This is a genomic window from Marinobacter fonticola (assembly GCF_008122265.1).
Taxonomy (GTDB): Bacteria; Pseudomonadota; Gammaproteobacteria; order Pseudomonadales; family Oleiphilaceae; genus Marinobacter_A; species Marinobacter_A fonticola.
Genome location: NZ_CP043042.1, coordinates 584843 through 605841 on the forward strand (window position 1 = coordinate 584843; position 20999 = coordinate 605841).

At 55.1% G+C, this 20999-nt stretch carries 15 protein-coding genes, 1 tRNA gene and 3 pseudogenes; 10 read left to right on the plus strand and 9 right to left on the minus strand.

What is annotated here, in order from left to right; translation table 11 throughout:
* Positions 1-5: 5 nt before the first annotated feature.
* The gene (gene aceF, locus FXO11_RS02540) at positions 6-1661 is read left to right on the plus strand and encodes a dihydrolipoyllysine-residue acetyltransferase (protein WP_148861432.1); all 1656 of its coding nucleotides are present in this window, start codon (positions 6-8) and stop codon (positions 1659-1661) included.
* Between the two features lie 116 nt (positions 1662-1777).
* On the opposite strand, the gene FXO11_RS02545 is transcribed toward aceF, so the two are convergent.
* Entirely contained in the window at positions 1778-2533 is a 756-nt protein-coding gene (locus tag FXO11_RS02545; protein ID WP_148861433.1) for a GntR family transcriptional regulator, read from the minus strand.
* 1235 nt (positions 2534-3768) lie between these two features.
* On the opposite strand from FXO11_RS02545, the gene uraD reads away from it, so the two are divergent.
* The 5 genes and pseudogenes from uraD (at position 3769) to FXO11_RS02570 (ending at position 11145) form a co-directional block, all read left to right on the plus strand.
* The gene (uraD, locus tag FXO11_RS02550; protein ID WP_148861434.1) at positions 3769-4284 is read left to right on the plus strand and encodes a 2-oxo-4-hydroxy-4-carboxy-5-ureidoimidazoline decarboxylase; all 516 of its coding nucleotides are present in this window, start codon (positions 3769-3771) and stop codon (positions 4282-4284) included.
* A gap of 115 nt (positions 4285-4399) precedes the next feature.
* Positions 4400-5401 carry a GTP 3',8-cyclase MoaA gene (gene moaA / locus FXO11_RS02555; protein WP_148861435.1) on the plus strand — a complete coding sequence of 334 codons (1002 nt, stop codon included), beginning with the start codon at positions 4400-4402 and terminating at the stop codon, positions 5399-5401.
* A gap of 1246 nt (positions 5402-6647) precedes the next feature.
* Positions 6648-7088: a hypothetical protein gene (locus tag FXO11_RS02565; RefSeq protein WP_148861436.1), complete on the plus strand. Its 441-nt coding sequence runs from the start codon at positions 6648-6650 to the stop codon at positions 7086-7088.
* 7 nt (positions 7089-7095) lie between these two features.
* Positions 7096-7203, plus strand: a pseudogene (locus FXO11_RS20635) (NHL domain-containing protein); the annotation flags it as partial.
* 102 nt (positions 7204-7305) lie between these two features.
* Positions 7306-11145 carry an NHL domain-containing protein gene (locus FXO11_RS02570; protein WP_227546118.1) on the plus strand — a complete coding sequence of 1280 codons (3840 nt, stop codon included), beginning with the start codon at positions 7306-7308 and terminating at the stop codon, positions 11143-11145.
* A gap of 551 nt (positions 11146-11696) precedes the next feature.
* On the opposite strand, the gene FXO11_RS02575 is transcribed toward FXO11_RS02570, so the two are convergent.
* From FXO11_RS02575 to FXO11_RS02595, 5 genes and pseudogenes are all read right to left on the minus strand, one after another.
* Positions 11697-11894 (minus strand): hypothetical protein, encoded by a 198-nt coding sequence (locus FXO11_RS02575; RefSeq protein WP_148861438.1) that lies wholly within the window; start codon positions 11892-11894, stop codon positions 11697-11699.
* Between the two features lie 21 nt (positions 11895-11915).
* Complete coding sequence (locus FXO11_RS20640; RefSeq protein ID WP_148864766.1) at positions 11916-12059, minus strand: helix-turn-helix transcriptional regulator; 144 nt, start codon at positions 12057-12059, stop codon at positions 11916-11918.
* 302 nt (positions 12060-12361) lie between these two features.
* On the minus strand, positions 12362-13804 hold the full coding sequence (locus tag FXO11_RS02585; RefSeq protein ID WP_148861439.1) for a DUF998 domain-containing protein: 1443 nt from the start codon (positions 13802-13804) through the stop codon (positions 12362-12364).
* Positions 13776-14375 carry a nucleoid-associated protein gene (locus FXO11_RS02590; protein ID WP_148861440.1) on the minus strand — a complete coding sequence of 200 codons (600 nt, stop codon included), beginning with the start codon at positions 14373-14375 and terminating at the stop codon, positions 13776-13778. Before FXO11_RS02590 ends, FXO11_RS02585 begins: the two co-directional genes overlap by 29 nt.
* 122 nt (positions 14376-14497) lie before the next feature.
* Positions 14498-15268: pseudogene (locus FXO11_RS02595) on the minus strand (IS3 family transposase); the annotation flags it as partial.
* Between the two features lie 236 nt (positions 15269-15504).
* Here FXO11_RS02595 and istA point away from each other — a divergent pair.
* Complete coding sequence (gene istA, locus FXO11_RS02600) at positions 15505-17049, plus strand: IS21 family transposase (protein ID WP_406565638.1); 1545 nt, start codon at positions 15505-15507, stop codon at positions 17047-17049.
* A 14-nt stretch (positions 17050-17063) separates the two neighbouring features.
* Complete coding sequence (istB, locus tag FXO11_RS02605) at positions 17064-17819, plus strand: IS21-like element helper ATPase IstB (protein ID WP_148861442.1); 756 nt, start codon at positions 17064-17066, stop codon at positions 17817-17819.
* 85 nt (positions 17820-17904) lie between these two features.
* On the opposite strand, the pseudogene FXO11_RS02610 reads toward istB, so the two are convergent.
* The 3 genes and pseudogenes from FXO11_RS02610 to FXO11_RS02620 form a co-directional block, all read right to left on the minus strand.
* Positions 17905-18230 (minus strand): annotated as a pseudogene (locus tag FXO11_RS02610) (transposase); the annotation flags it as partial.
* Positions 18231-18264: 34 nt separating this feature from the next.
* The gene (locus FXO11_RS02615; RefSeq protein WP_148861443.1) at positions 18265-18732 is read right to left on the minus strand and encodes a nucleoid-associated protein; all 468 of its coding nucleotides are present in this window, start codon (positions 18730-18732) and stop codon (positions 18265-18267) included.
* Between the two features lie 570 nt (positions 18733-19302).
* Positions 19303-19379, minus strand: a tRNA-Arg gene (locus tag FXO11_RS02620).
* Between the two features lie 199 nt (positions 19380-19578).
* On the opposite strand from FXO11_RS02620, the gene FXO11_RS02625 reads away from it, so the two are divergent.
* Both FXO11_RS02625 and bfr read left to right on the plus strand, forming a co-directional pair.
* The gene (locus tag FXO11_RS02625) at positions 19579-19785 is read left to right on the plus strand and encodes a bacterioferritin-associated ferredoxin (RefSeq protein ID WP_148861444.1); all 207 of its coding nucleotides are present in this window, start codon (positions 19579-19581) and stop codon (positions 19783-19785) included.
* A 136-nt stretch (positions 19786-19921) separates the two neighbouring features.
* A complete protein-coding gene (gene bfr / locus FXO11_RS02630) occupies positions 19922-20401 on the plus strand; it encodes a bacterioferritin (RefSeq protein WP_148861445.1) in 480 nt (159 codons plus the stop codon).
* Positions 20402-20999 lie beyond the last annotated feature (598 nt).

Consider the following 20999-nt stretch of genomic DNA (forward strand, 5'->3'; position numbering starts at 1 on the left):
AAGCGATGAGCAAAGAAGAAATTCGCGTCCCCGACCTCGGCGGTTCCGATGCGGTCGAGGTGATTGAGATTAGCGTTTCCGTCGGCGACACGGTGGCCGAGGAAGATCCCATCCTTGTCGTGGAGTCGGACAAGGCGACGGTCGAGTTGCCGTCACCCTTCGCTGGCACGATCCGCGAACTGAAGGTGTCGGTGGGCGACAAGGTTAGCCAGGGCGACCTGGTGGGTTATATGGACATTGATGCCGGCGCCGAAGCCCCGGCGGAAGCCGAGACGCCATCCGAGCCGGAAGCTACGGAAGCGGAGGCGCCCGCCAAGGATGAGGGCGCCAAGGCGGCCCGTAAAGCCAGCGCAGGCAGCCGCACCGAAACCGTCAAGGTTCCGGACATCGGCGGATCCCAGGACGTCCCCATTATCGAGATTCAGGTGAAAGAGGGCGACGTTATCGACGTGGAAGATCCTCTGGTCACCTTGGAATCCGACAAGGCCAGTATGGATGTGCCATCGCCTTTCGCAGGAAAGGTGGGCAAGGTGCTGGTAAAGGAAGGAGACACCGTCAGCGAAGGCGATGACCTTCTCGAGATGGTCGTGACGGAAGCCGGTGGCGAAGCGGACGAGGAAGCCGAAACCGAAACCGAAGCTACCGAAGAAGCCCCTTCCGAGAGCGAGGCCCCGGCGCCGGAAAAAGCTCCTGAGCCGAAGCAGCCCGAACCGGCTGCGAGCGACGAGGCTGAGCCCGCGAGCGGAGAGCGTGTCCATGCCGGCCCCGCCGTGCGCAAGCTCGCCCGGGAACTGGGCGTGGAATTACCCCGCGTCAACGGCTCGGGCCCCAAAGCCCGCATCACCAAGGACGACGTCCAGCACTACGTCAAGCAACACATCAAGGCCAGTCAGGCGGGTGTGGCGGCGGGCGCGTCCAGCGGCACTGGTTTGCCCGGGGTCAAGCTACCGGACTTCAGCAAATTCGGCGAAATCGAACGCAAGTCCATGAGCCGCCTGCATAGCCTCACCGCGGATAGCATGCAGCGCAGCTGGCTCAACGTGCCCCACGTGACGCAGTTCGAGGAAGCGGATATTACCGGCCTGGAGGAGTTCCGTAAGGCCAAGAAAGCCGCTGGCGAAAAGCAGGGTGTTAAAATTACTCCGCTGCCGTTCATGCTTAAGGCCTGCGCCTACGCTCTTAAGGCCCTACCTGCCTTTAACGTGGCCCTGGATATGGACAAGCGTGAAGTGGTGCAAAAGCACTACATCCATATCGGCATCGCCGTGGATACGCCCAATGGCTTGGTAGTGCCCGTTATCCGGGATGTGGACAAGAAAGGCATCTGGGACCTGGCCCGTGAGGCACAGGAGCTGGCTGCCAAGGCCCGGGACGGCAAGCTGAAAGGCAGCGACATGCAGGGTGGGTGCTTCACCATTACCAGTCTGGGTGGGATCGGTGGTACCGCCTTTACACCCATCGTCAACACGCCCGAAGTCGCCATTCTCGGCCTCTCCAGGGCCAGCATGAAGCCTGTCTGGGATGGTACCGCCTTCCAGCCCCGGCTAATGCTGCCGCTATCACTGTCCTATGACCACCGGGCCGTGAACGGAGCCGAGGCGGCGCGATTCACCAATGTGCTGAAACAGACGTTGGAGGACATGCGCGAGTTGATGATGTAGGCGCTGTTCTGCGCAAAGAAGAGAGCCTCGTCCCCCGCAAGCAGCGAGCGCTGGGGGGCGGGAGGTTGGTGTGACACCGTATGCAGGCGACAAGCATTCTCTACGCCTGCATGCGGTTATTCTTTGACCGTCGTATTTTTCTTGCCAAGTCCTAAATGCGAGAAAACAACATGCAAGTCATCGCTTGCGCCCTCCTCATCGAAATCCAGCTTGGCATCGATATGATCCATGTGATGCATCATAAGTGAGACCGCTTTTTCCGTATCACGGGCGGAAATGGCATCAAGCAGCTCATTGTGTTCATCGAACGAGCAGTGCGAACGGGTGCCCTTTTCGTACTGGGCGATAATAAGCGAGGTTTGCGAAACCAAGCTGCGCTGGAATCCGATAAACGGCGTGTTATTCGCGGTTTCCGCTAGTTTCAGATGAAATTCGCCCGATAAGCGAATGCCCGCACCCCGATCCCCTTGAGCGAAACACTTTTGCTCTTCCACTACCATTTCTCGCAATGCGTCGAGCTGTTTCTCGGTCGCATGCTGGACGGCCAGCTCCGTGATCGCCCGTTCGACGAGGCGGCGTGCGTAGAGAATCTGACGGGCCTCTTCCACAGTCGGACTAGCCACCATAGCGCCGCGGTTAGGACGAATGGACACCACGCCTTCATGTGCCAGCTGCGACAACTCTCGCCTGATGATAGTGCGGCTGACGCCAAATATCTCGCCAAGCGCCTCCTCACTTAACTTGGTGCCGGGCGCCAAGCGGTGCTCAAGAATAGCGTCGAAGATGTGGGCGTAGATCGTGTCACTGGTGGTTCCAGTACGTTTCTTGAGAGTTCGACTGACACTTTTGGCGGGGTCCACTTGTTTGCTCATAATCTCTCGCGAATAGGTAGTAAAAATGCAGCGCTAAAATGCCTTCTGAACATGCGGCTGTATCCTAAAGTGAACGTTTGGAATAGGCCAGTGTCGGTCACATTTCAAACGCGGGCACTCACTTTCTGATAGACGTAGCCGTCTTGATCAAGTCTGCATGCCGACAGTGCACTAGATAGTATACGAGAAATAACACCATTTGACCGAACTTGGCCATAGAGCTTCATGAATTTGAGGGTTTGGATGCGTTATGGCTCTACGCAGGTCTAGTGTCCCTTAACGAAAGTTCGTCACCTGTCAGAGCCCCGCAGTTCTACCCTGACAAGGCGCGTACCGCAGGGAAGGGTTATTCCCTTTTCAAGGTGCGCAACGCGGTCAGGGTAGAACTGCGGGGCTCCCTACGGGCGAGGCTGTGCGGCTGCCCGACCGCGTTGCACTCACTTGAATTGGCTACGGCCAGTCCTGCGCTCGCGCGCCTTGTCGGGCAGCCGCACAGCGGCGCTGACAGGCGACGAACTTTTGTTAAGGGACACTGGTGTACCAGGCAGCATGCCGTCACGAGTTTTCAGGCACCCAAAAAAAACCCGCCAAAGGGCGGGTAAATAACACACTGAGGCAGTCGTGTGTGAAGGGGGGTGGGCACAATGAAGATCGTCGGAGAAATGGCTGCGCGTAAATCGCGCGCCATTTCGAGCAGGGCGTCTGATCAGTCTCAGCCTAACCAGGCGTCTCGCTCGTCATGTGCATAGAAATGATTGTATCGAAATTTATCTTAAACACAAGACATTAAATTTTATTTTTGTATACATTTATTCCGGGAATGTCCATCGCGATTGACTGCTGACGCTATTGGGATGATAAACCAAGAAAGGCCCATGAAAGAGCGGCTCTTGCTCTTAAGGGGTGCTTCGCTGCTCGTTGTTGGTTGAAAATGTGTCCTTTATTATTGATACATTGTATACGAATTCGTATATTCTGAGTGGGAGTGCAACGTCTTGTCGGCAAGCAAAATTGACCGTTCGTTTCTCTAGCGGCTTGGCGAGCGGTCAGCTCAACGGGCTTTTAGCGCTGCATCGGTCGCCTTGTCGGGCTGGGGTAAACATGTTGCCGCTCCTCGCCAAGACCGCTGGCGGTGCGCTAAAGCCCCGGCATTACAGAATCTAGAGCGCAAGGGCTTCTTACCCAGAGGCGACGGTTCACAGCTTGTAGTGGTTCTGATACAGAAGGAGCAAAGAATGAGTCATTTTCAAACCCTAACACCCTCCAATCTGGGTCGCACGGCCTTTGTTGCCGCGTTTGCCGACATCTATGAGCATTCGCCATGGGTGGCGGAGCAGGCCTACGATTTGGGCATCGACGAAACAGTAAATGAAATCGAAGTTCTGCATGCGCGGATGGCGCAGATTCTCCTTGATGCTGATCGGGAGGCCCAACTGACGTTGATCAATGCTCACCCCGACCTTGCGGGCAAGGCCGCAATGCGCGGGGAGCTTACGGCCTCGAGTACCAGTGAGCAGGCAGGTGCCGGAATTCAGGAGTGTACGCCGGAAGAGTTTGACCGGTTCGTAAGTCTCAACGAGGCTTATAAATCAAAGTTTGGCTTCATTTTTATCATGGCGGTGAAAGGGAGCAACAGACATCAGATCCTCGCCTCTTTCGACGAGCGGTTGCAAAACACGCCGGAGCAGGAATTCCAGCGCGCACTCAAGGAGATTAACAAGATCGCCTTGTTCCGCTTGCAGGCGATGTAGCCCATAGCAGTCTCGGACCGGCCGACCCGGTATCGAAGTGGCGCGGCGCCTTTCGGCCACCGGCGGCTTAGGTTCCTTAGCGAAATATGCCTCGCAGGATAACGGGAGTAAGTACATGAAGAGCAACCAGAAGGCCGCTCTACGTGACCGTTTCGGCCGCACCATCGACTATGTGCGGCTCTCCGTCACCGATCGCTGTGATTTCCGTTGTGTTTACTGCATGGCGGAGGACATGGAGTTCCTGCCCCGCGAACAGATTCTCACTCTGGAGGAAATTGCTCGTCTGGCCCGGACCTTCAGCAGCCTGGGCACCCAAAAAATCCGCCTCACCGGCGGTGAGCCCCTGGTCCGAAAAGGTATTCTGGGATTGGTGCGTGAAATCGGCGCGCTCGGACTGCGTGACTTCGCGATGACTACGAATGGCAGCCAGTTGCCCCGTTATGCCGACGAGCTGAGGGCGGGCGGCCTGCACCGGCTGAACATCAGCCTGGATTCTCTCGACCCCGAACGTTTCCAGCGGATCACTCGCACAGGCAAGCTGAGCCAGGTTTTGGACGGTATCGATGCGGCTCGTGAGGCCGGGTTCAAAAGCATCAAGCTGAACGTCGTCATCCTCAAAGGACGCAATGAAGACGAGATTCCCGAGCTAGTCGAGTTTGCACGGCGCAAGCAAGTAGATATCAGCTTCATCGAGGAAATGCCTCTCGGCGAAATCACCGAGCACGATCGTAGCGAGAGTTTCTTTAGCAGTGACGACGTACGGGCCGTCATACGGCGCCATCACGAACTGCTGCCGACGGCCGCCGACACCGGAGGGCCCGCCCGTTACTACCGTATGCCCGATAGCCCCATCAAAATCGGCTTCATATCGCCCCACTCCCACAACTTCTGTTCAACCTGCAACCGTGTACGGGTAACCGTCGAGGGGCGGCTCTTGTTGTGTCTCGGCAACGAGCACTCCATGGATCTACGCAGGGTCCTGCGCGGGTATCCGGGCGATGACGAGAAGCTTCGGGACTCGATTGTGCAGGCGATGGATTTAAAGCCGGAGCGCCATCATTTCAGCACGGATGGGGAGGTGCAGGTTTTGCGGTTTATGAATATGACGGGGGGGTAGTAAACCCTTTCTCGGATCGGCGCTCCTGCCTAGCGCGATGTAGGATGTTTCTCTTTCTTTCCTCTTTGGCCACCCCTTTTTCTTAATTAGTTGCACCAGCGCAGCTCCGGCAGAAGAGTCGCCGCCGCCTTGTTCACGAATTTGGCTTGTTCATTAATAATGAACATTGCCGTTCTGTGAACACGAGTGGAGAAGGCAAAAAAATGCGATCTGATTCAGGGTCGGGATAAGTCAGTGATCTCCCGTCATCTGAAGAATATTTTTCGGGATGCCGAGCTGGAGCGGGAGGCAGTTGTTGCAAAAAATGCAACAACTGCCGCAGACAGCGCGCTGAGCTGATTGGCCCTGCTCTGAAGGCTGCTGGCTGGGGCGTGGTGGGCGCAAGTCGGGTGTGTCGCGATGTGTTCGCACCGGGGCGCGGGAAAAATACCAGGTCCGGGTGTTCATGGACCAGCTCGACCGGCGGGAAAATACGCCGGTGTTCTAGGTTCTTCCTCGGCCATCGTGCAAACCAAAGTTCCACAAAAAAGCCCCGCTTATGGCGGGGCTTTTTTGTGGAATATGGCGCGCCCGATAGGATTCGAACCTATGACCTTTGCCTCCGGAGGGCACTGCTTTTGTTCGTTTTAGAGAGGGCCAATCGAGGTAATACAATGCACTTCAGGTAGTTAAATGACTTGCTGGTTGTGCGGAAAATCCCTTTTAAAACAAAATGCTGGACATTTTAAGCCAATCTTGGGCACAGGATTGTCTGGTTGGCGCTGACGAAAAATAACCAGAATGACCGCTGTCTGTATTCATGGATTTCTAGCTTACACACTAAAGCTTCTCGCCGATAACATAGTCAATTTGTCCTGATTGGTTTGTCTAAAATCGGTCATGTTAGGTAACTAATATTCATTTCCCTAGTTGGAATATGTGCTCCCTAACCGGTGCGTCAGCCGAGACGCAAGGTAATACCATCCGCCCGGGTCGGTGCCGGAAATATCACCAGTGTAAGTCCGCGCAATCACACAGCAGCGATCGTTGTTCTCTGTTCGTCCTCATTAACAGGGTATTGCCGAAGCCCCTAACTCCCCTAGTTTATTAACTTTTACAGCACTAAATGAGAACTGCTGCGCACTCACTAGTTGTATAAAAAATTACAAGTAGTTAATATTCTGTTGCCGCGGCTACGTGAGCAGCATGCCGATGCCGCCATCCTCTGGTGTAATTGGACGAGTAGTAACGAATAAGGAGATTCCCGATGGGGCGCCGTAGTACCGCGTGGGCCATTTGTGCCGTTGTTGCCGTAACCTCTCTTTTCAGCCTCGTAACCCATGGGGTCCAATCTGACGAAAGTCCCAATACCGATTTCCTCGGCGCCCTTTGGGTGGCAGCGCCTCATCACGTTACCAAGGTAGCGATTGAAGATGGCGAAGTGCTCTTCCAGCTTCCCGATAGCCACCACATGCGAGCGCATGCCGTGGACCCGCGCCGTGGGGTGTTGTGGGGATATGTTCGCGGGGAACTCCGGGCCTACGGATTTGACGGGAAACTGCTGCGCAGCATCGAGGTGACCAAGTCAGTCCTTCACTACCAGTCCTTCCTGTCCCTGGAGAAACTGCCGCCGGGAATTGCGAAAAAGGGAAGTGTGGTCCCACAAATTGGCGGCGCCTTGAGTGCCAAGGGATACTGTTGCTGGTAACGGAGAGATGGGTCTTGCCGGCGATGGCGGTCCGGCCACAGCCGCCCGGCTGAAATCGCCTAGTGGCGTGGCGATTGATGCTGCCGGCAACGTATACATTGCCGACGCGAATAACCATCGTGTTCGTCGGTTGGATCCTGACGGAACAATTATTTCCGTGGCAGGGAGCGACAATGGGGATCGAATCCCTTATAACGGTCCGGCCACGGAAGCTAGGTTGTACCGTCCGACTGGTTTAGCGGTGGATGCTGGCGGTAACCTTTATATCGCAGAGGAACTTGGCAATCGCATTCGCCGGGTGAGTCCGGACGGGACCATCAGTACCGTGGTCGGGGCCGGCTCCAGCAGGTTCGGTAATGCGCAGGGCAGTTCCGGTGATGGTGGCCCCGCGAGGTTTGCACAGCTGAATCGACCGCGTGATGTAGCGGTGGATGCTATGGGCAACCTCTATATTGCGGACACTAGTAATCACCGCATTCGCCGGGTGAGCCCAGACGGGATCATCAGTAGAGTGGCTGGCCGGGTCAGGGGCTTTGCCGGTGATGGCGGTTCGGCCATCGCCGCCAGGCTTAACTACCCGAGCGGTGTGGCGGTAGATGCTATGGGCAACCTGTATATAGCGGACACTGGTAATCACCGCATTCGACGGGTGAGCCCGGATGGAATCATTCGCACCGTGGCGGGGAGCGGGAACGTTGGCTTTGGCGGCGGGGGCTTTTCCGGCGATGGTGGTCCGGCCACGGCTGCCCGGCTGAACAGTCCGAGTGGTGTGTCTGTAGATGCTGCCGGCAACCTGTACATTGCAGATAGTGGGAATTCCCGCATTCGGAGAGTGAGCCCGGACGGAACCATCAGCACCGTAGCTGGAGCCGGGTCTCAGGGCTTTAGCGGCGATGGTGGTCCGGCCACCGCCGCCCGACTGCACGATCCAAGGGGTTTAGCGTCAGATGTTGCCGGTAATCTTTACATTGCAGACTTACGCAATCAGCGTATCCGTCGGGTAGGTACGTCGCTTCGATCTGGCGTCGGGGACGGTGCAACCGTGGTACCGTCCGCAGACGGCGCCCAGCTCTACCACTTCGACGCGACCGGCCGCCACCGTCGCACCTCGGATGCCGTTACTGGCGTGATAGTGTACACCTTTGACTATAGCGCGGAGGGTTACCTGAGAGCCGTCACTGATGGCGATGGCAATGAGACAGCCTTCGAACGCAGTGCCTCCGGCCAAGCCACGGCGATCATCGCCCCGGATGGCCAACGCACTGAGTTAATCGTCGACGATAACGGCCACCTGATTGCCGCGAATAAACCCACCGGAGAGCGCTGGTCCATGGGTTATACCGGTGATGGCCTACTCACCCGTTTCGAAGACCCGAACGGGCATGCCAACGCCTTCACCTATGACGACAACGGCCGTTTGATCCGCGATGAAGCCCCTAACGGCGGAGGCTGGGACATTGGCCGCACCGACCTGGACGATGGCTATCGCACCGACATGACCAGCGGCGAGGGGAAAGTCTCCCGCTTCACCGTGCGCCGCGACGCCAAGGGCCAGCGAACGTATCTAGACCAGGCGCCCGACGGCACCGTTACGGAGCGCACCTACACTGATGGCGTGAACGCGGTCACCCGCCCCGACGGCACCCGGGTTGTCAGCGAACAGGCTCCCGATCCCCGCTTCGGCATGTTGGCACCCTTTACGAAGGAGCGGAGCGTCGAGACTCCAGGTGGCCTGGCGTTGCAGCAGACGACCCAACGCACCGCCGCTCTGGAGGACCCACTTGATCCGCTGAGCCATACAGCGTTAACGGAGACCGTCACCGTGAATGGTCGCACACAAAACGCTGCCTATGACGCCGCCACCCGCACCTGGAGCGCGACCAGTGCGACAGGCCGTACTGGCACTGTTCAACTCAACGCCCAGGGCCGGCCAATTCTGAGACAGTTCGGCAGCCTCGCCGACGTCACCTACGGTTACGATCCTCGCGGACGCCTGAGTGCCCTAAGCGCCGGCGAAGGGGCCGAACAGCGTACCACCGAGTATAGCTACGATGCCTCCGGCAACCTCGCCAGTGTCACCGACGACCTGCAGCGTGCAATCCGTTATGACTACGATCTGGCCGGTCGTGTTACCCGTCAAACCCTGCCTGACGGCCGGGACATCGAATACAGCTACGATCCGGTTGGCAATCTTGTGGCCATCCTCCCACCGGGACGGGACGCACACGTATTTGCCTACAATGAGGCGGACCTGGAAGCGGGCTATAGCCCACCGAACGTGGAAGGTGCGGAGACCATTACGGCATATTCCTATAACCTGGATAAGCAGCTCACCAGGATTGAACGACCCGATGGAAAAATGGTGCGTTTTGATTACGATGCGGGTGGCCGCCTAAGTTCCCTGGAGATTCCGAGAGGCGTCTATAGCTTTGACTACCAACCAACAACGGGTCAGTTGCAAACCTTGACCTCACCAAACGGCGATACATTGTCCTATACCTACGACGGCTTCCTGCCCCTGACCGAAAGCTGGACCGGCAAGGTATCTGGCACCGTAAGCCGCACTTACGACAACAACTTCTGGGTCAGGCAGCTCACTGTCAACGGGGATGCCATTACCCTGGACTATGATGCCGACGGCCTGTTGACCGAAGCAGGCGCCATGGCCCTGGAGCGCCAGGCTGACAACGGCCTGCTGGCCGGTACCACCCTGGGTAACGTCACCACGACCCTGAATTACAACGCCTTTGGCGAACCTGTCAGCGAACAGGCGCAGTACAGCGGCGGTGTTTCCTATGCGGTGGACTACCAGCGCGACCTCCTGGGCCGGATTACCGAGAAGCAGGAAACCCTGGAAGGCATTACCACCGTCCATGGCTACAGCTACGACATCGCAGGCCGGCTCGTCCAGGTCACCCGCAATGGCGTCGTCAGCGATACCTACACCTACGACGCCAACGGCAACCGCCTCAGCCACAACGGCGTGACTGGTACCTACGATGCCCAGGACCGGCTGCTGACCTACGGCGGGGCCAGCTACACTTACACCCAAAATGGTGAACTCACCTCCAAGACAGAGAGCGGTGCCACCACGGCCTACGACTATGATGTTCTGGGCAACCTGCGCCAAGTGCAACTGCCCGGCGACATGACCGTCGATTACCTGATCGACGGCCGCAACCGAAGAGTTGGCAAGAAGGTGGATGACGAACTAGTGCAGGGCTTCCTGTACCGGGATCAACTGAACCCGGTAGCCGAACTGGATGGCTTCGGCAATGTCACGGCCCGCTTTGTGTACGCGGACAAACCCCACGTCCCCGCCTACATGGTCAAGGAGGGCGAAACCTACCGCATCCTCACCGACCACCTGGGCAGCCCGCGCCTGGTGGTGAGCGCCGCCGACGGCACCGTGGTGCAGCGGATGGCCTACGACGCCTTCGGTAACGTCATCGAAGACACCAACCCCGGCTTCCAGCCGTTTGGCTTTGCTGGTGGATTATATGACCAACACACAGGCTTGGTCCGCTTTGGCGCGCGGGACTATGATCCCAAGACGGGGCGTTGGACGACAAAAGATCCGATCGGGTTCCTCGGCGGTCAGAGTAACCTGTATGCTTATGTGGCCAATGATCCAGTCAACTTTGTTGATCCTAATGGGCAGTTCGGGTTGCCTGGCGCTGCGATAGGTGGTTTGATCGGTGGTATATCTGCTTTCACGGGTGCGCTTGCTTCGGGAGCAACGCTGGGAGAAGCTGCTGTGGCGGGAGCTGTTGGCGTCGGCACTGGCGCGATTCAAGGCGCATTGGGAGGAATGGGGATAGTTAGTTCTGCCGTGCTCGGTGGTTTATCAAATTTGGCAGCTCAAATGTATGTGAATCGTACTGACGGCGACCCTTGCAACAATGGTTCTGTAAACTGGGGAAGCGTGGCGGGTTCTACAGTCGGAGCTGGTTGGGCCGCAGGAATCACAAGAGGCGCTGGTGCTGTTTCAGGTGGCGTTATCGGATGGGGGCCATCTGCGGCCTCGGGTGCAATCGGTACGGCAGTGGGGCAATAATATGTTGCCCTATACCTGGGATAGTAGAGCCTTAGGAAGGCATGGGTGGTTTTATTGGGCGCTTATATGCATGCTCCCGGCCCCAATGGTGGCAGTCTTTGTTTTTTTAGTCGGTGTGTTTGACCACTCCTATGCAGCTTGGGAAAAGGCAATATTTTTGTTTGGAGCCGGTTTTTTTCTGTATTATTTATACTTGAGCATTGACTTTATTCGAGTCGGTTCAAGAACCATAAAGAGAGTGACTTCAGATAGAGCGCGAATATGGTTTATAACTTTTTCAGGTAAATCCATGGAATCTGGGAGTCACAAGGTGACGGAGGCGTCGCAGAATGTACGAAAAAAGCACCTGATGATGCTATTTCCGAATGGAGAGTCAGTTTACGTAATTCATGTGCGAGACCAGGAATTTTATTTATCGTGTGAATCTAGTTTTGCAGAGATACTCCAAGGCCGATAGAAACAAGTCAATGTGCATAAAAAGAGACGGCTTTAATGTCCAAAGCCCAGTCGATTGAAACCGGCTGGGCTTTTTTCATTAAAGCGCTTGTAGATTAGGCTTGTTTCTTGAGTTGAGCCGCCGCCAAATACGTATCAATCACCTGCACCACCTGCCGCTTGGTGGTGGGGTCGAGCTTCTCCAATTGTTGTAATCGCCTGAGCATCCGAGAGTCCGGTTGCGCTTTCTTCTTTACCGGCTTAACGCCTAAAAGCTCGTCAGTGGACACGTTGAGTGCATAAGCCAGGTTCACCAGTAAGTTGGCCGGCGGGTGTTAGCTTTCTGTCTCGTAGTAGGCAATGACCCGGCGAGTAGCACCAATCTCATCAGCCAATTCCTTTTGAGTAAATCCCGCATCCTTACGTAGTTGTGCCAGACGCTTCCCAAAATCAGCGAGAGTCTCATTGATGTATCGAATGAGTTTTCGGACGCGTTTCGGCTATATCGGGTTTATGAGTTCAGAAGTAGGCCGCGGTTATTCATTCTTCCCGGTGCTGTCGAAAACCATGTTCACTTGATTGCTAAGGCTTACCAGGCGCGCTTCTAGGTGGGGCGGTTGCTCGGCTTTATCACGAAACCACAAGTACGGTACAGTCTGGGGTGGAGGAGGCTCTTGCCGCTACCTTGAGTGCGACATAGGTGAGCTATTTGAGCTTATCGATTAGAAATCGACTTGTAGAAAATTTAGATACGGCGATGATGCTTCACGTGTAGTCTGAACTATTCTGATTCGCTGCTCTTAGTTTTTAGCTCAGAATTGGCTCCTGACGCTGGAATACTCAAGCCAATATTTTTTTCTTTTGTGATTATCAAGTGCGCGCTTAGGGTGAGTGCCACAAACACGATCGATGCCAAGATCATAGCACGGAATGTCCAGGTTGACGTTCTTCTGTACAATCTGAGTGCATTTAAAATTGGACTGAGCGCCAGCTGCGTGTAGTCGGTTCTGGTTAGAGCTACGTGAACGTTGCGATGCCATTTGCGCATATGTTTTAGATCGTTGAGTAGAGATTCGGAGCTTACTTTTCGTTGTAAAAATACAGCTGTCCAAATCACGCTTAGTACTATGGCACAGAAAACTACTCCAGCTTCGAGCGATAAGCTTCTGGAGCTAAGTATAGTTAGTCGTATGCCAAGTCCAGCCGCTAGCGCCGCCATACCTGTCACAAACCCATTGGAGAGTCTATGCGCGCGATCCGCGATTTTAGATACGTCGGCACTCACAGTATTTCGCAGCTCCGCCATCGCTTTAACACTCTCCGCGGACTTTGACCTCACGTAGGCTCTGTGATCAAGTTTGGCTCCATCAAGCGCCTCACGTACTATGCCTCCAACTATCAGCTGCCAGCAGAGTGTTTTGCCTTCGCTGGTAGGAGTAAGGTTTGCCAGCCGTCGTACTAAAACTTCATGTCGTGCTTCGCAATCTTGGCTTACGAGGAGCCAATCGACTGTTTCTGCTACGCAGATGTATTCCGAAACATCTATTGATCTCGGCGCTCCCAGGTAAAGCACTCGCCTGCGAGTACCTGCAAGAGACACCATTAAATCTGAGCTTTCTTGCCAAATTTCTGAAGTAAGCAAGGTCGCCAACTTTCTGAATGCATGGTTCTTCCAGTTTTCCCAAAATTCACTACCGTCAGAAGGTGTGTCTAGGCAAATCCAACGGTAAGGGTCAGCAGGTAAGTTTTGCCCGGTGAGATCGCGAACCAAGCTCCACCTAGGATCGATTAGATTTTCGCTATCTTGAGAAATTTCTCCCGAACCACCTAAATCTCCAGCCCAAGGTGCAATCAGAAAACGTTTCGTTTTTATCTTTTCGAAGTCGGCGAGTAGCTGTATTTCTCTTACTCCCTCGAACTCATCTTTGTCTAAGGCTGCTAATAATCCAGTTTGAGTTATAAAGAAAACAGTCGAGCCGACAGGTTTCGAAAGTCGGAGATTGACTTCTTCCTCTTCGATATCCTCTAAGCCTATCTCAGCATATTCGCTGTCTAATATTTCTATATTCCAGTCAATCGAGCAGTCTATTGCCTCAATCGCTAATCTAATAGTTTCAACGTTTTCTGTTGAAATATGTCCATTTAATTCAATAGAATCGACAGACTCTTCAAAGCTTGGGCTTTTGCCAAGGCTCTCAACTAGCGATTCGAGGCAGTTTTTCAAGATCGTCGTCCTTATCCAATCCTGTGGAATGTATAGTTATAGTTACTCCACCTCTAGGTGCATTCTGTATAAGAACTTTCTCATTTTCTTCATGTTTTTTATTGAAAAGAATAGCTACACCTTCCTTCGTTATAACTCGTCTGTATTCTGCAGCGGGAGGAATTGCCCCTTCAAACCGGAAAACCTCGGTTTCAAGGCCTCTAGTTTTCAGTTTTGATTTGAAGGACTTGATCAATTTTGAGTCAGGAGCTAAACCTTGTACGATGGAGCCAAGGAATTCTTCTGGTTTTTCGTGATCGAATCCGTCCATTCGTTCCATAGCAACTCGGATGTGGCGTTTGGGTGCTTTCCTCACCTCATCAGGCACTTCTTCTGGGTTAGATTTGATCGCTTCGACCGTTGCTTCTTCCAGCCTAACGGTAAGTTCAGTGGGCCCAAGCGCTCGTTTTATATCGAGGAAATTTGCGAAGTGTTGGCTCGCGTCTCTATATCTACCTGAGGAGTGGTCGATCACAACTATTGAATCTTCCGCTCCATTGTTTCCGAATCGGACCACTGCTGACTTCTGCATGGCTTTTTTGTCTTGGGTGAAAGTCTCAACAAGACTCTGTAAATCAGGTATAGGGTTGCCTTCGTCATCTGTTACTGCTGATCGGTAATCCCCCCGTTTTTAGCGGGGTTCAAAAGTAGACCTCAGGCCGTCATGGCCAACTTCTGTTGAGGGGTTATCCCTCCGAGTCCCATATTCGGGCGCTCGTTATTGTAGTGCCAGAGCCAGCGCGTGGCGTAATCCTGAACGGCTTCGGTGCTATTAAACAGATACTGCGCCAGCCAGTCGTAACGCACGGTTCGATTGTAGCGTTCGATGTAGGCATTCTGCTGGGGTTTTCCCGGTTGGATAAACGCCAGCTTGATGTTCTGCTTCTCCGCCCATGCAACCAGTTTGCCGCTGATGTACTCGGGACCATTGTCACAGCGAATCGAGCGCGGTTTCCCGCGCCACTCGATGATCTGCTCAAGTGATCGGATAACACGCTCCGCCGGCAACGAGAAGTCGACCTCAATACCGAGCCCTTCGCGGTTGAAGTCATCGATGACGTTCAGCAACCGGTAACTGCGACCGTCGCTAAGCTGGTCATGCATGAAGTCCATGGACCAACTGTCGTTGATGACTTCCGGTACAGCTAACGGCTCCGGTTTCTCTCGGACCAGACGCTTCTTGGGCTTGATCCGCAGATTCAGCTCCAGCTCCCGATAAATTCGATAGACCCGTTTGTGATTCCAGGCAAAGCCTTTCACGTTGCGCAGATGCAGGAAGCACAGACCAAAGCCCCAGTTCCGCTGGTTGTGGGTCAACCGGACCAACCAGTCCGCAATCTCGGCATTCTCGCTGCTGAGCTTGGCCTGATAGCGGTAGCAGGTTTCGCTGATACTGAATATCGAACAAGCCAGGCGAATACTGACGCGCTGCATATTCCGGCCCATCGTGACCGCCCATTCCGTTTGAACGTGACCGCCTGTTCCGGGCGATCGTGACCGCTCATTCCGTTTTATCGTGACCGATTTTGGACGCTTTTCCGGAATCGCTGGTCACGATCCCGGAATCATCGGTCACGATCCTCCGGAATCACTGCCAAGACGCTGGAATTCTTCACCTTTATCCGGCATACCCGTTTCTTTTTCATCACGAGGAAGGGCGGATGCCGGCAGCGAGGATTTCCATGCGACAGATCATCGAGGTCTTGCGCCTCAAGTACGAAGCGGGCCTGAGCCATGAGTGCATTGCCCGTGCCTGCGGCCTATCCAAGGGCGTGGTCGGCAAGTACGTCAGCCTGGCCACCGCTCAGGGCCTTACCTGGCCGTTACCGGAGGGCACGGGCGAAGCTTGGCTGGAAGCCCAGCTGTTCCCGGCCAAGACACCCCCATCTCGCTTTGCTGAGCCCGACTACTTCCAGGTCCACCAGGAACTCAAGACCAAGGGCGTGACCCTGCAACTGCTGTGGGCCGAGCACGTGGAACGCCACGGCGACAAGGCTCGCCGGTACAGCCAGTTCTGCCATCACTACCGGCTCTGGCGCGGCCGGCAGCGGCGCAGCATGCGCCAGGTCCACCGGGCCGGTGAGAAGATCTTTATCGATTACTGCGGCCCCACCGTGCCGGTGGTGGACCGCAGCACCGGCGAGATGCGTAAGGCCCAGGTCTTTGTGGCCGTACTGGGTGCATCCAGCTACACCTTCGCCGAGGCTACCTGGAGCCAGAGCCTGCCGGACTGGATCGCTTCCCACCAACGGATGCTGGCGTTCTATGGTGGAGTAGCCGAATTGTTGGTGCCCGACAATCTCAAGGCAGCCGTCACCAAGGCGGACCGATACACGCCCCAGATCAACGAGACCTACGCAGAAATGGCCGCCCATTACCAGACGGCGGTATTACCGGCACGCCCCTACAAGCCCAAAGATAAGGCAAAGGCCGAAGCCGCTGTGCTGCTGGTTGAGCGCTGGATCCTGGCCCGGTTGCGGCACCGAACGTTCTTCTCACTGGCCGAACTGAACGCAGCGATTGCAGACCTGCTACCGGCACTGAACCAGCGCCCGTTCCAGGGGCGCTCCGAAAGCCGCCAGAGCCTGTTCGAAACGCTGGACCGACCCGCGCTGAAGCCACTGCCGGCAACGCCCTACGTCTATGCCGAGTGGCGCAAGACGCGACCGGGCATCGACTACCACATCGAGATCGACAAACGGCTGTACAGCGTGCCTCACACCCTGGTGGGCGTGAAGCTGGATGTTCGGGTTACCGATACGTCCGTTGAGGTCATGCACAAAGGCCAGCGGGTGGCTCTGCACTCTCGGCATGGCAAGGGCCGCTTCGTCACCCTGACCGAGCACATGCCCAAGTCCCACCGGGCCCATCAGAACTGGTCTCCCGGGCGGTTCCTGAACTGGGCCGGGGACATCGGGCCGGCCACACTGGACGTGGTGCAGCGACAGATCAAGGATCGCCCGCATCCCGAGCATGGCTACCGGGCCTGCCTGGGGCTGTTGAACCTGAGTCGACGTTACAGCCGTGACCGGCTGGAGCAGGCCTGTGCCCGGGCGTTGTCCATCAACTCGGCCAGTTACCAGAGCATCACCTCGATCCTGAAGCAGGGGCTGGATCAGTTGCCTCTACCACTGAACGAGGAAGAACCGGAACTGGCTGACCTGCCCGTTCACACCAACGTTCGCGGGCCCCGCTACTACCACTGATACCGGAGAAACTGATGTTGACTCAAAACACCCTCGATACCCTGCGACAGCTCAAGCTGACCGGCATGTGCGATGCCCTGGAGCAACAACGGGCACAACCTGACACCCATGATCTGGCGTTCGAGGAACGCCTGGCCTTGCTGATCGACCGGGAGGTCCTACACCGGGAAAACCGCCGGCTGGACCGCCTGCTGAAGGCAGCCCGGTTGCGGGTTCCGGCCTGCGTGGAAGACATCGATTACCGCCATCCACGGGGGCTGGAGCGCTCCCGCATGGCGGGCCTCGCCAGCTGTGACTGGATCCGCCAATCCCTGAACCTGTGCATTACCGGCCCAACCGGGTGCGGCAAGACCTGGCTGGCGTGCGCCCTGGGCAACCAGGCCTGCCGGCAGGGGCTATCCGTGCGTTACCTGCGAGTGCCGCGCCTGTTCGAACAGCTGCGCATCGCCCATGGTGATGGCAGTTACGCCCGCCTGATGAACCAGCTGTTAAAAACCGACCTGCTGATCCTGGACGACTGGGGCATGCAAAAGGTCACCGCGCAACAACGGCAAGACTTAATGGAGGTGATCGAAGACCGGCACGGCCGTGGCTCAACGCTCATTGCCAGCCAGTTACCAACCGAACACTGGCACGACTATATCGGCTCCGCCACGCTTGCAGATGCGATCCTGGACCGGCTCCTGCACGGTGCTCACCGACTCAATCTGAAGGGGGAATCACTGCGAAAGGCCAAAGCACAAAACCCGGAAACGGTTGACCCATCGTGACCGCTCAGAGTACAAAACTGACTCCAGCGCGATGGCCGTGTGCAAGTCGGTCACGATTCCCGGAATGACCGGTCACGTTCGCCGGAATACGCACGCGCTTCTCATTAACGGCTTTCTGCGCCATCTCCCGACGACGAGACGGCTTCACCACTTTTTTTCGATGGCTTCCTTGAGGATGTCCGATTTGAGCCGTTCCTCGGCGTACATTTTCTTGAGCCGACGATTCTCGTCCTCCAACTCCTTCAATCGGGCCATCATGGACGCATCCATACCACCGAACTTAGCGCGCCATTTGTAGAAGCTGGCACTGCTCATGCCGTGCTCACGACAAAGCTCTGGAACCGGAACACCGTTCTCGGCCTGCTTCAAAATCGACAGGATTTGGCTGTCGGAAAAACGTGACTTCTTCATGCAGAATCTCCCTGCGGGTAGCTTACGGAAAATTCTACTTTTGAGCACCGCTAGTTTTCGGGGGGATTACCGATCCATCTTCATTTTTTACGTACGAGTATGAGACAACTTGTTGGTGCTCATATTTTATAATTGCACACAGTTTCTCGTTGCCTGTAGTTTTGAGTAGAAGAAACATAAGCACTCCTGGTGCAAGCCTTCTATCTTGTTTTACCTTATCTTTAAATCTTTCAGCGAGATCATGGGAGACACTGGCAAATTCATCCGTGGTGTTAAGAGTTGGGAGAGCTCTTCTCAACAATGATGGTAGGCCTGATCCCGATACAAAATTATAGGCTGCGCCTTTTAGAGTCTCTCTTATTCTTTCTGCGAAGAACTCAACGCATTGAGGCGGGGAAACTTCAGCTAAAAATTGCGGACCAGCGTGTTCGGGGTCAACAACGTGGAAAATCATTCTCTCAATGCAGAGTTCTTCTTTTTGTTGATCTGATAGAAAGCTCATAAAAAACCAATGCCCTATAGCGAGGAGTGTAATTCCTTTTGGGTACAGGTTAGCTTTGATTGTCTGATAAAGGAAGTTGTGGATGGTTTGTGTACACGACGCGTCACGCGGCGATTGCCTTAAATAAAGCTCTTTTGTCCGGCAGCTTTGGTGGGAAAAGGTCTTTTTTAGAGTTCCGCTTCGTAGATTCCCCTTTGGTGAACAATGAAGGGACATATTTGGGATACGGAGAATAAAAAGTACCTGCGCTTTCACGCAAGCCCTTTGTAAATTTGGCCCGCCCAATAGGATCGTTAGGTAGCAGGTAGTCTCACCGCTCCGACGTTCTCTCCATATGCGTTGCAGACTCCGAGTCGAACCGTCCTTCGACGCAAGCTTGGAATGGCCTGAGAGGATAGGATGGACTCGCAACGCGTTTGGCGCGTTGCTCGGGGCTGCGCCCCGTCGTCGCGGGCTCCGACGCCCAAATTGCTGACGCAATTTGTCGAACCGTAGGTTCTTCATCGGCCATCCCGCAGACCAAAGTTCCATAAAAAAGCCCCGCACGCGGCGGGGCTTTTTTATGGAATATGGCGCGCCCGATAGGATTCGAACCTATGACCTTTGCCTCCGGAGGGCAACGCTCTATCCAGCTGAGCTACGGGCGCAGAACCTGACGCCGAGGCGCCAAATTCGAGTGCGCAATCTTACGTGCGAGCCGCGTTTATGTCCAGTCCTGGTAAGGGTAGGTCGACGAAATAAAGCGTTGCGAGCGGTTACACAATTTTCACTCAAAGGTGTTGCATTTACATTCGCGAATAACAATAATTATCATCAAGATTGATCACGGCTATGGGACTTGTTTTTATGTACGTATGCCTTTGTCATGGGGTGACCGACCGCCAGATCCGTCAGGCTGCCGAAGAAGGCTGTCGCTCCATGCGTCAGCTGGGTAAGGAGATGGGTGTCGGCCGCCAATGTGGTCGCTGTGCAGCCACTGCGCGCGAGATCCTCAGGGAGTGTCAGACCGAAGAGCATATGACGCTTGCGGGCATGCTCGCCCAGCCCGCCTGACCGCCTATCCGAAATAATGTTCTTATTGCGTCTTAATCACTGATATCACTGCGAATCATTTTCCGCTGCGATTTTTTATTGCAGGGAATAAGACTATCCTGTTGTTTTCCACGCATCGGGATAGGAGCTCGCAGCCATGAAGGGCGATAAGAAGGTCATTCAGTACCTCAATAAGGTGCTCGCCAACGAACTTACGGCGATCAACCAGTACTTTCTCCACTCGCGGATGTACAAAGACTGGGGTATCACCCATCTGGCCGCGAAGGAGTATGAAGAGTCCATCGACGAGATGAAGCATGCCGATCAGCTGATCGAGCGTATTCTTTTCCTCGAAGGTTTGCCCAATCTTCAAGATCTGAACAAGCTGCTTATCGGCGAGGATGTCCAGGAGATGATCGAATGCGATCTGAAGCTGGAGCACTCCGCTCACAAGGATCTTAAAGAAGCCATCACTCACTGCGAACAGGTGAACGACTACACTAGCCGTGCACTGTTCCGTAGCATTCTGGACAGTGAAGAAGAGCATATCGACTGGCTCGAGACACAGCTCGATATGATTGGCAAAATGGGTATCCAGAATTATGTTCAGCTACAGAGTGGCGCTGCCGAGGGCTGAATAATGCTAGGTGCCGGTGTCGTGCCGGCGCCTATTTCCTACCTTTTTAGAGCTACTGCCCTGCAATTGTGCCTTGTGCGGTGATGTAGCTGCGATTTTCTCCTGTTGCCCCGCTTTATCTCTTTTTAGTGTTCCGCCAGGACTTTGAATTCAATGCATTATCCGTTGTCCTTTGAGTCCGCGTCTGCTATTTCGATGCATAGGGCACGGATATTGAATTTCTTCAGGAGCCTGGGCGTCTGCGTGTAACATTCACCCATCAGGATTGACCCGAGCCTGTCGGCGGTCCCGTACTTCGCGGGCAGATAGATGGAGGCATTCAACGACGCATTTTCAGGCGGCCCCTCAGGGAGCGGTGCCATAATCCTCGCCATTTGTTCTGGCGGTCCTGGGACGTCTACGGGAAACGCGGGTGGTCCTGTCGGCGGTATGTACTACATGGCGACCCGGGGAAAATCCCTCTGGAGCTGGTTAAGGTATAATCCGGCGCCTATCTGGGTGGGGGTGACATCGAGCGGTTACAGGCCAGCCAGGGTCTGACGGCAAAGAAACGCAAGCCCATTGAAGGTATGATCTGTCGGGATTGTAAGTACGGGTA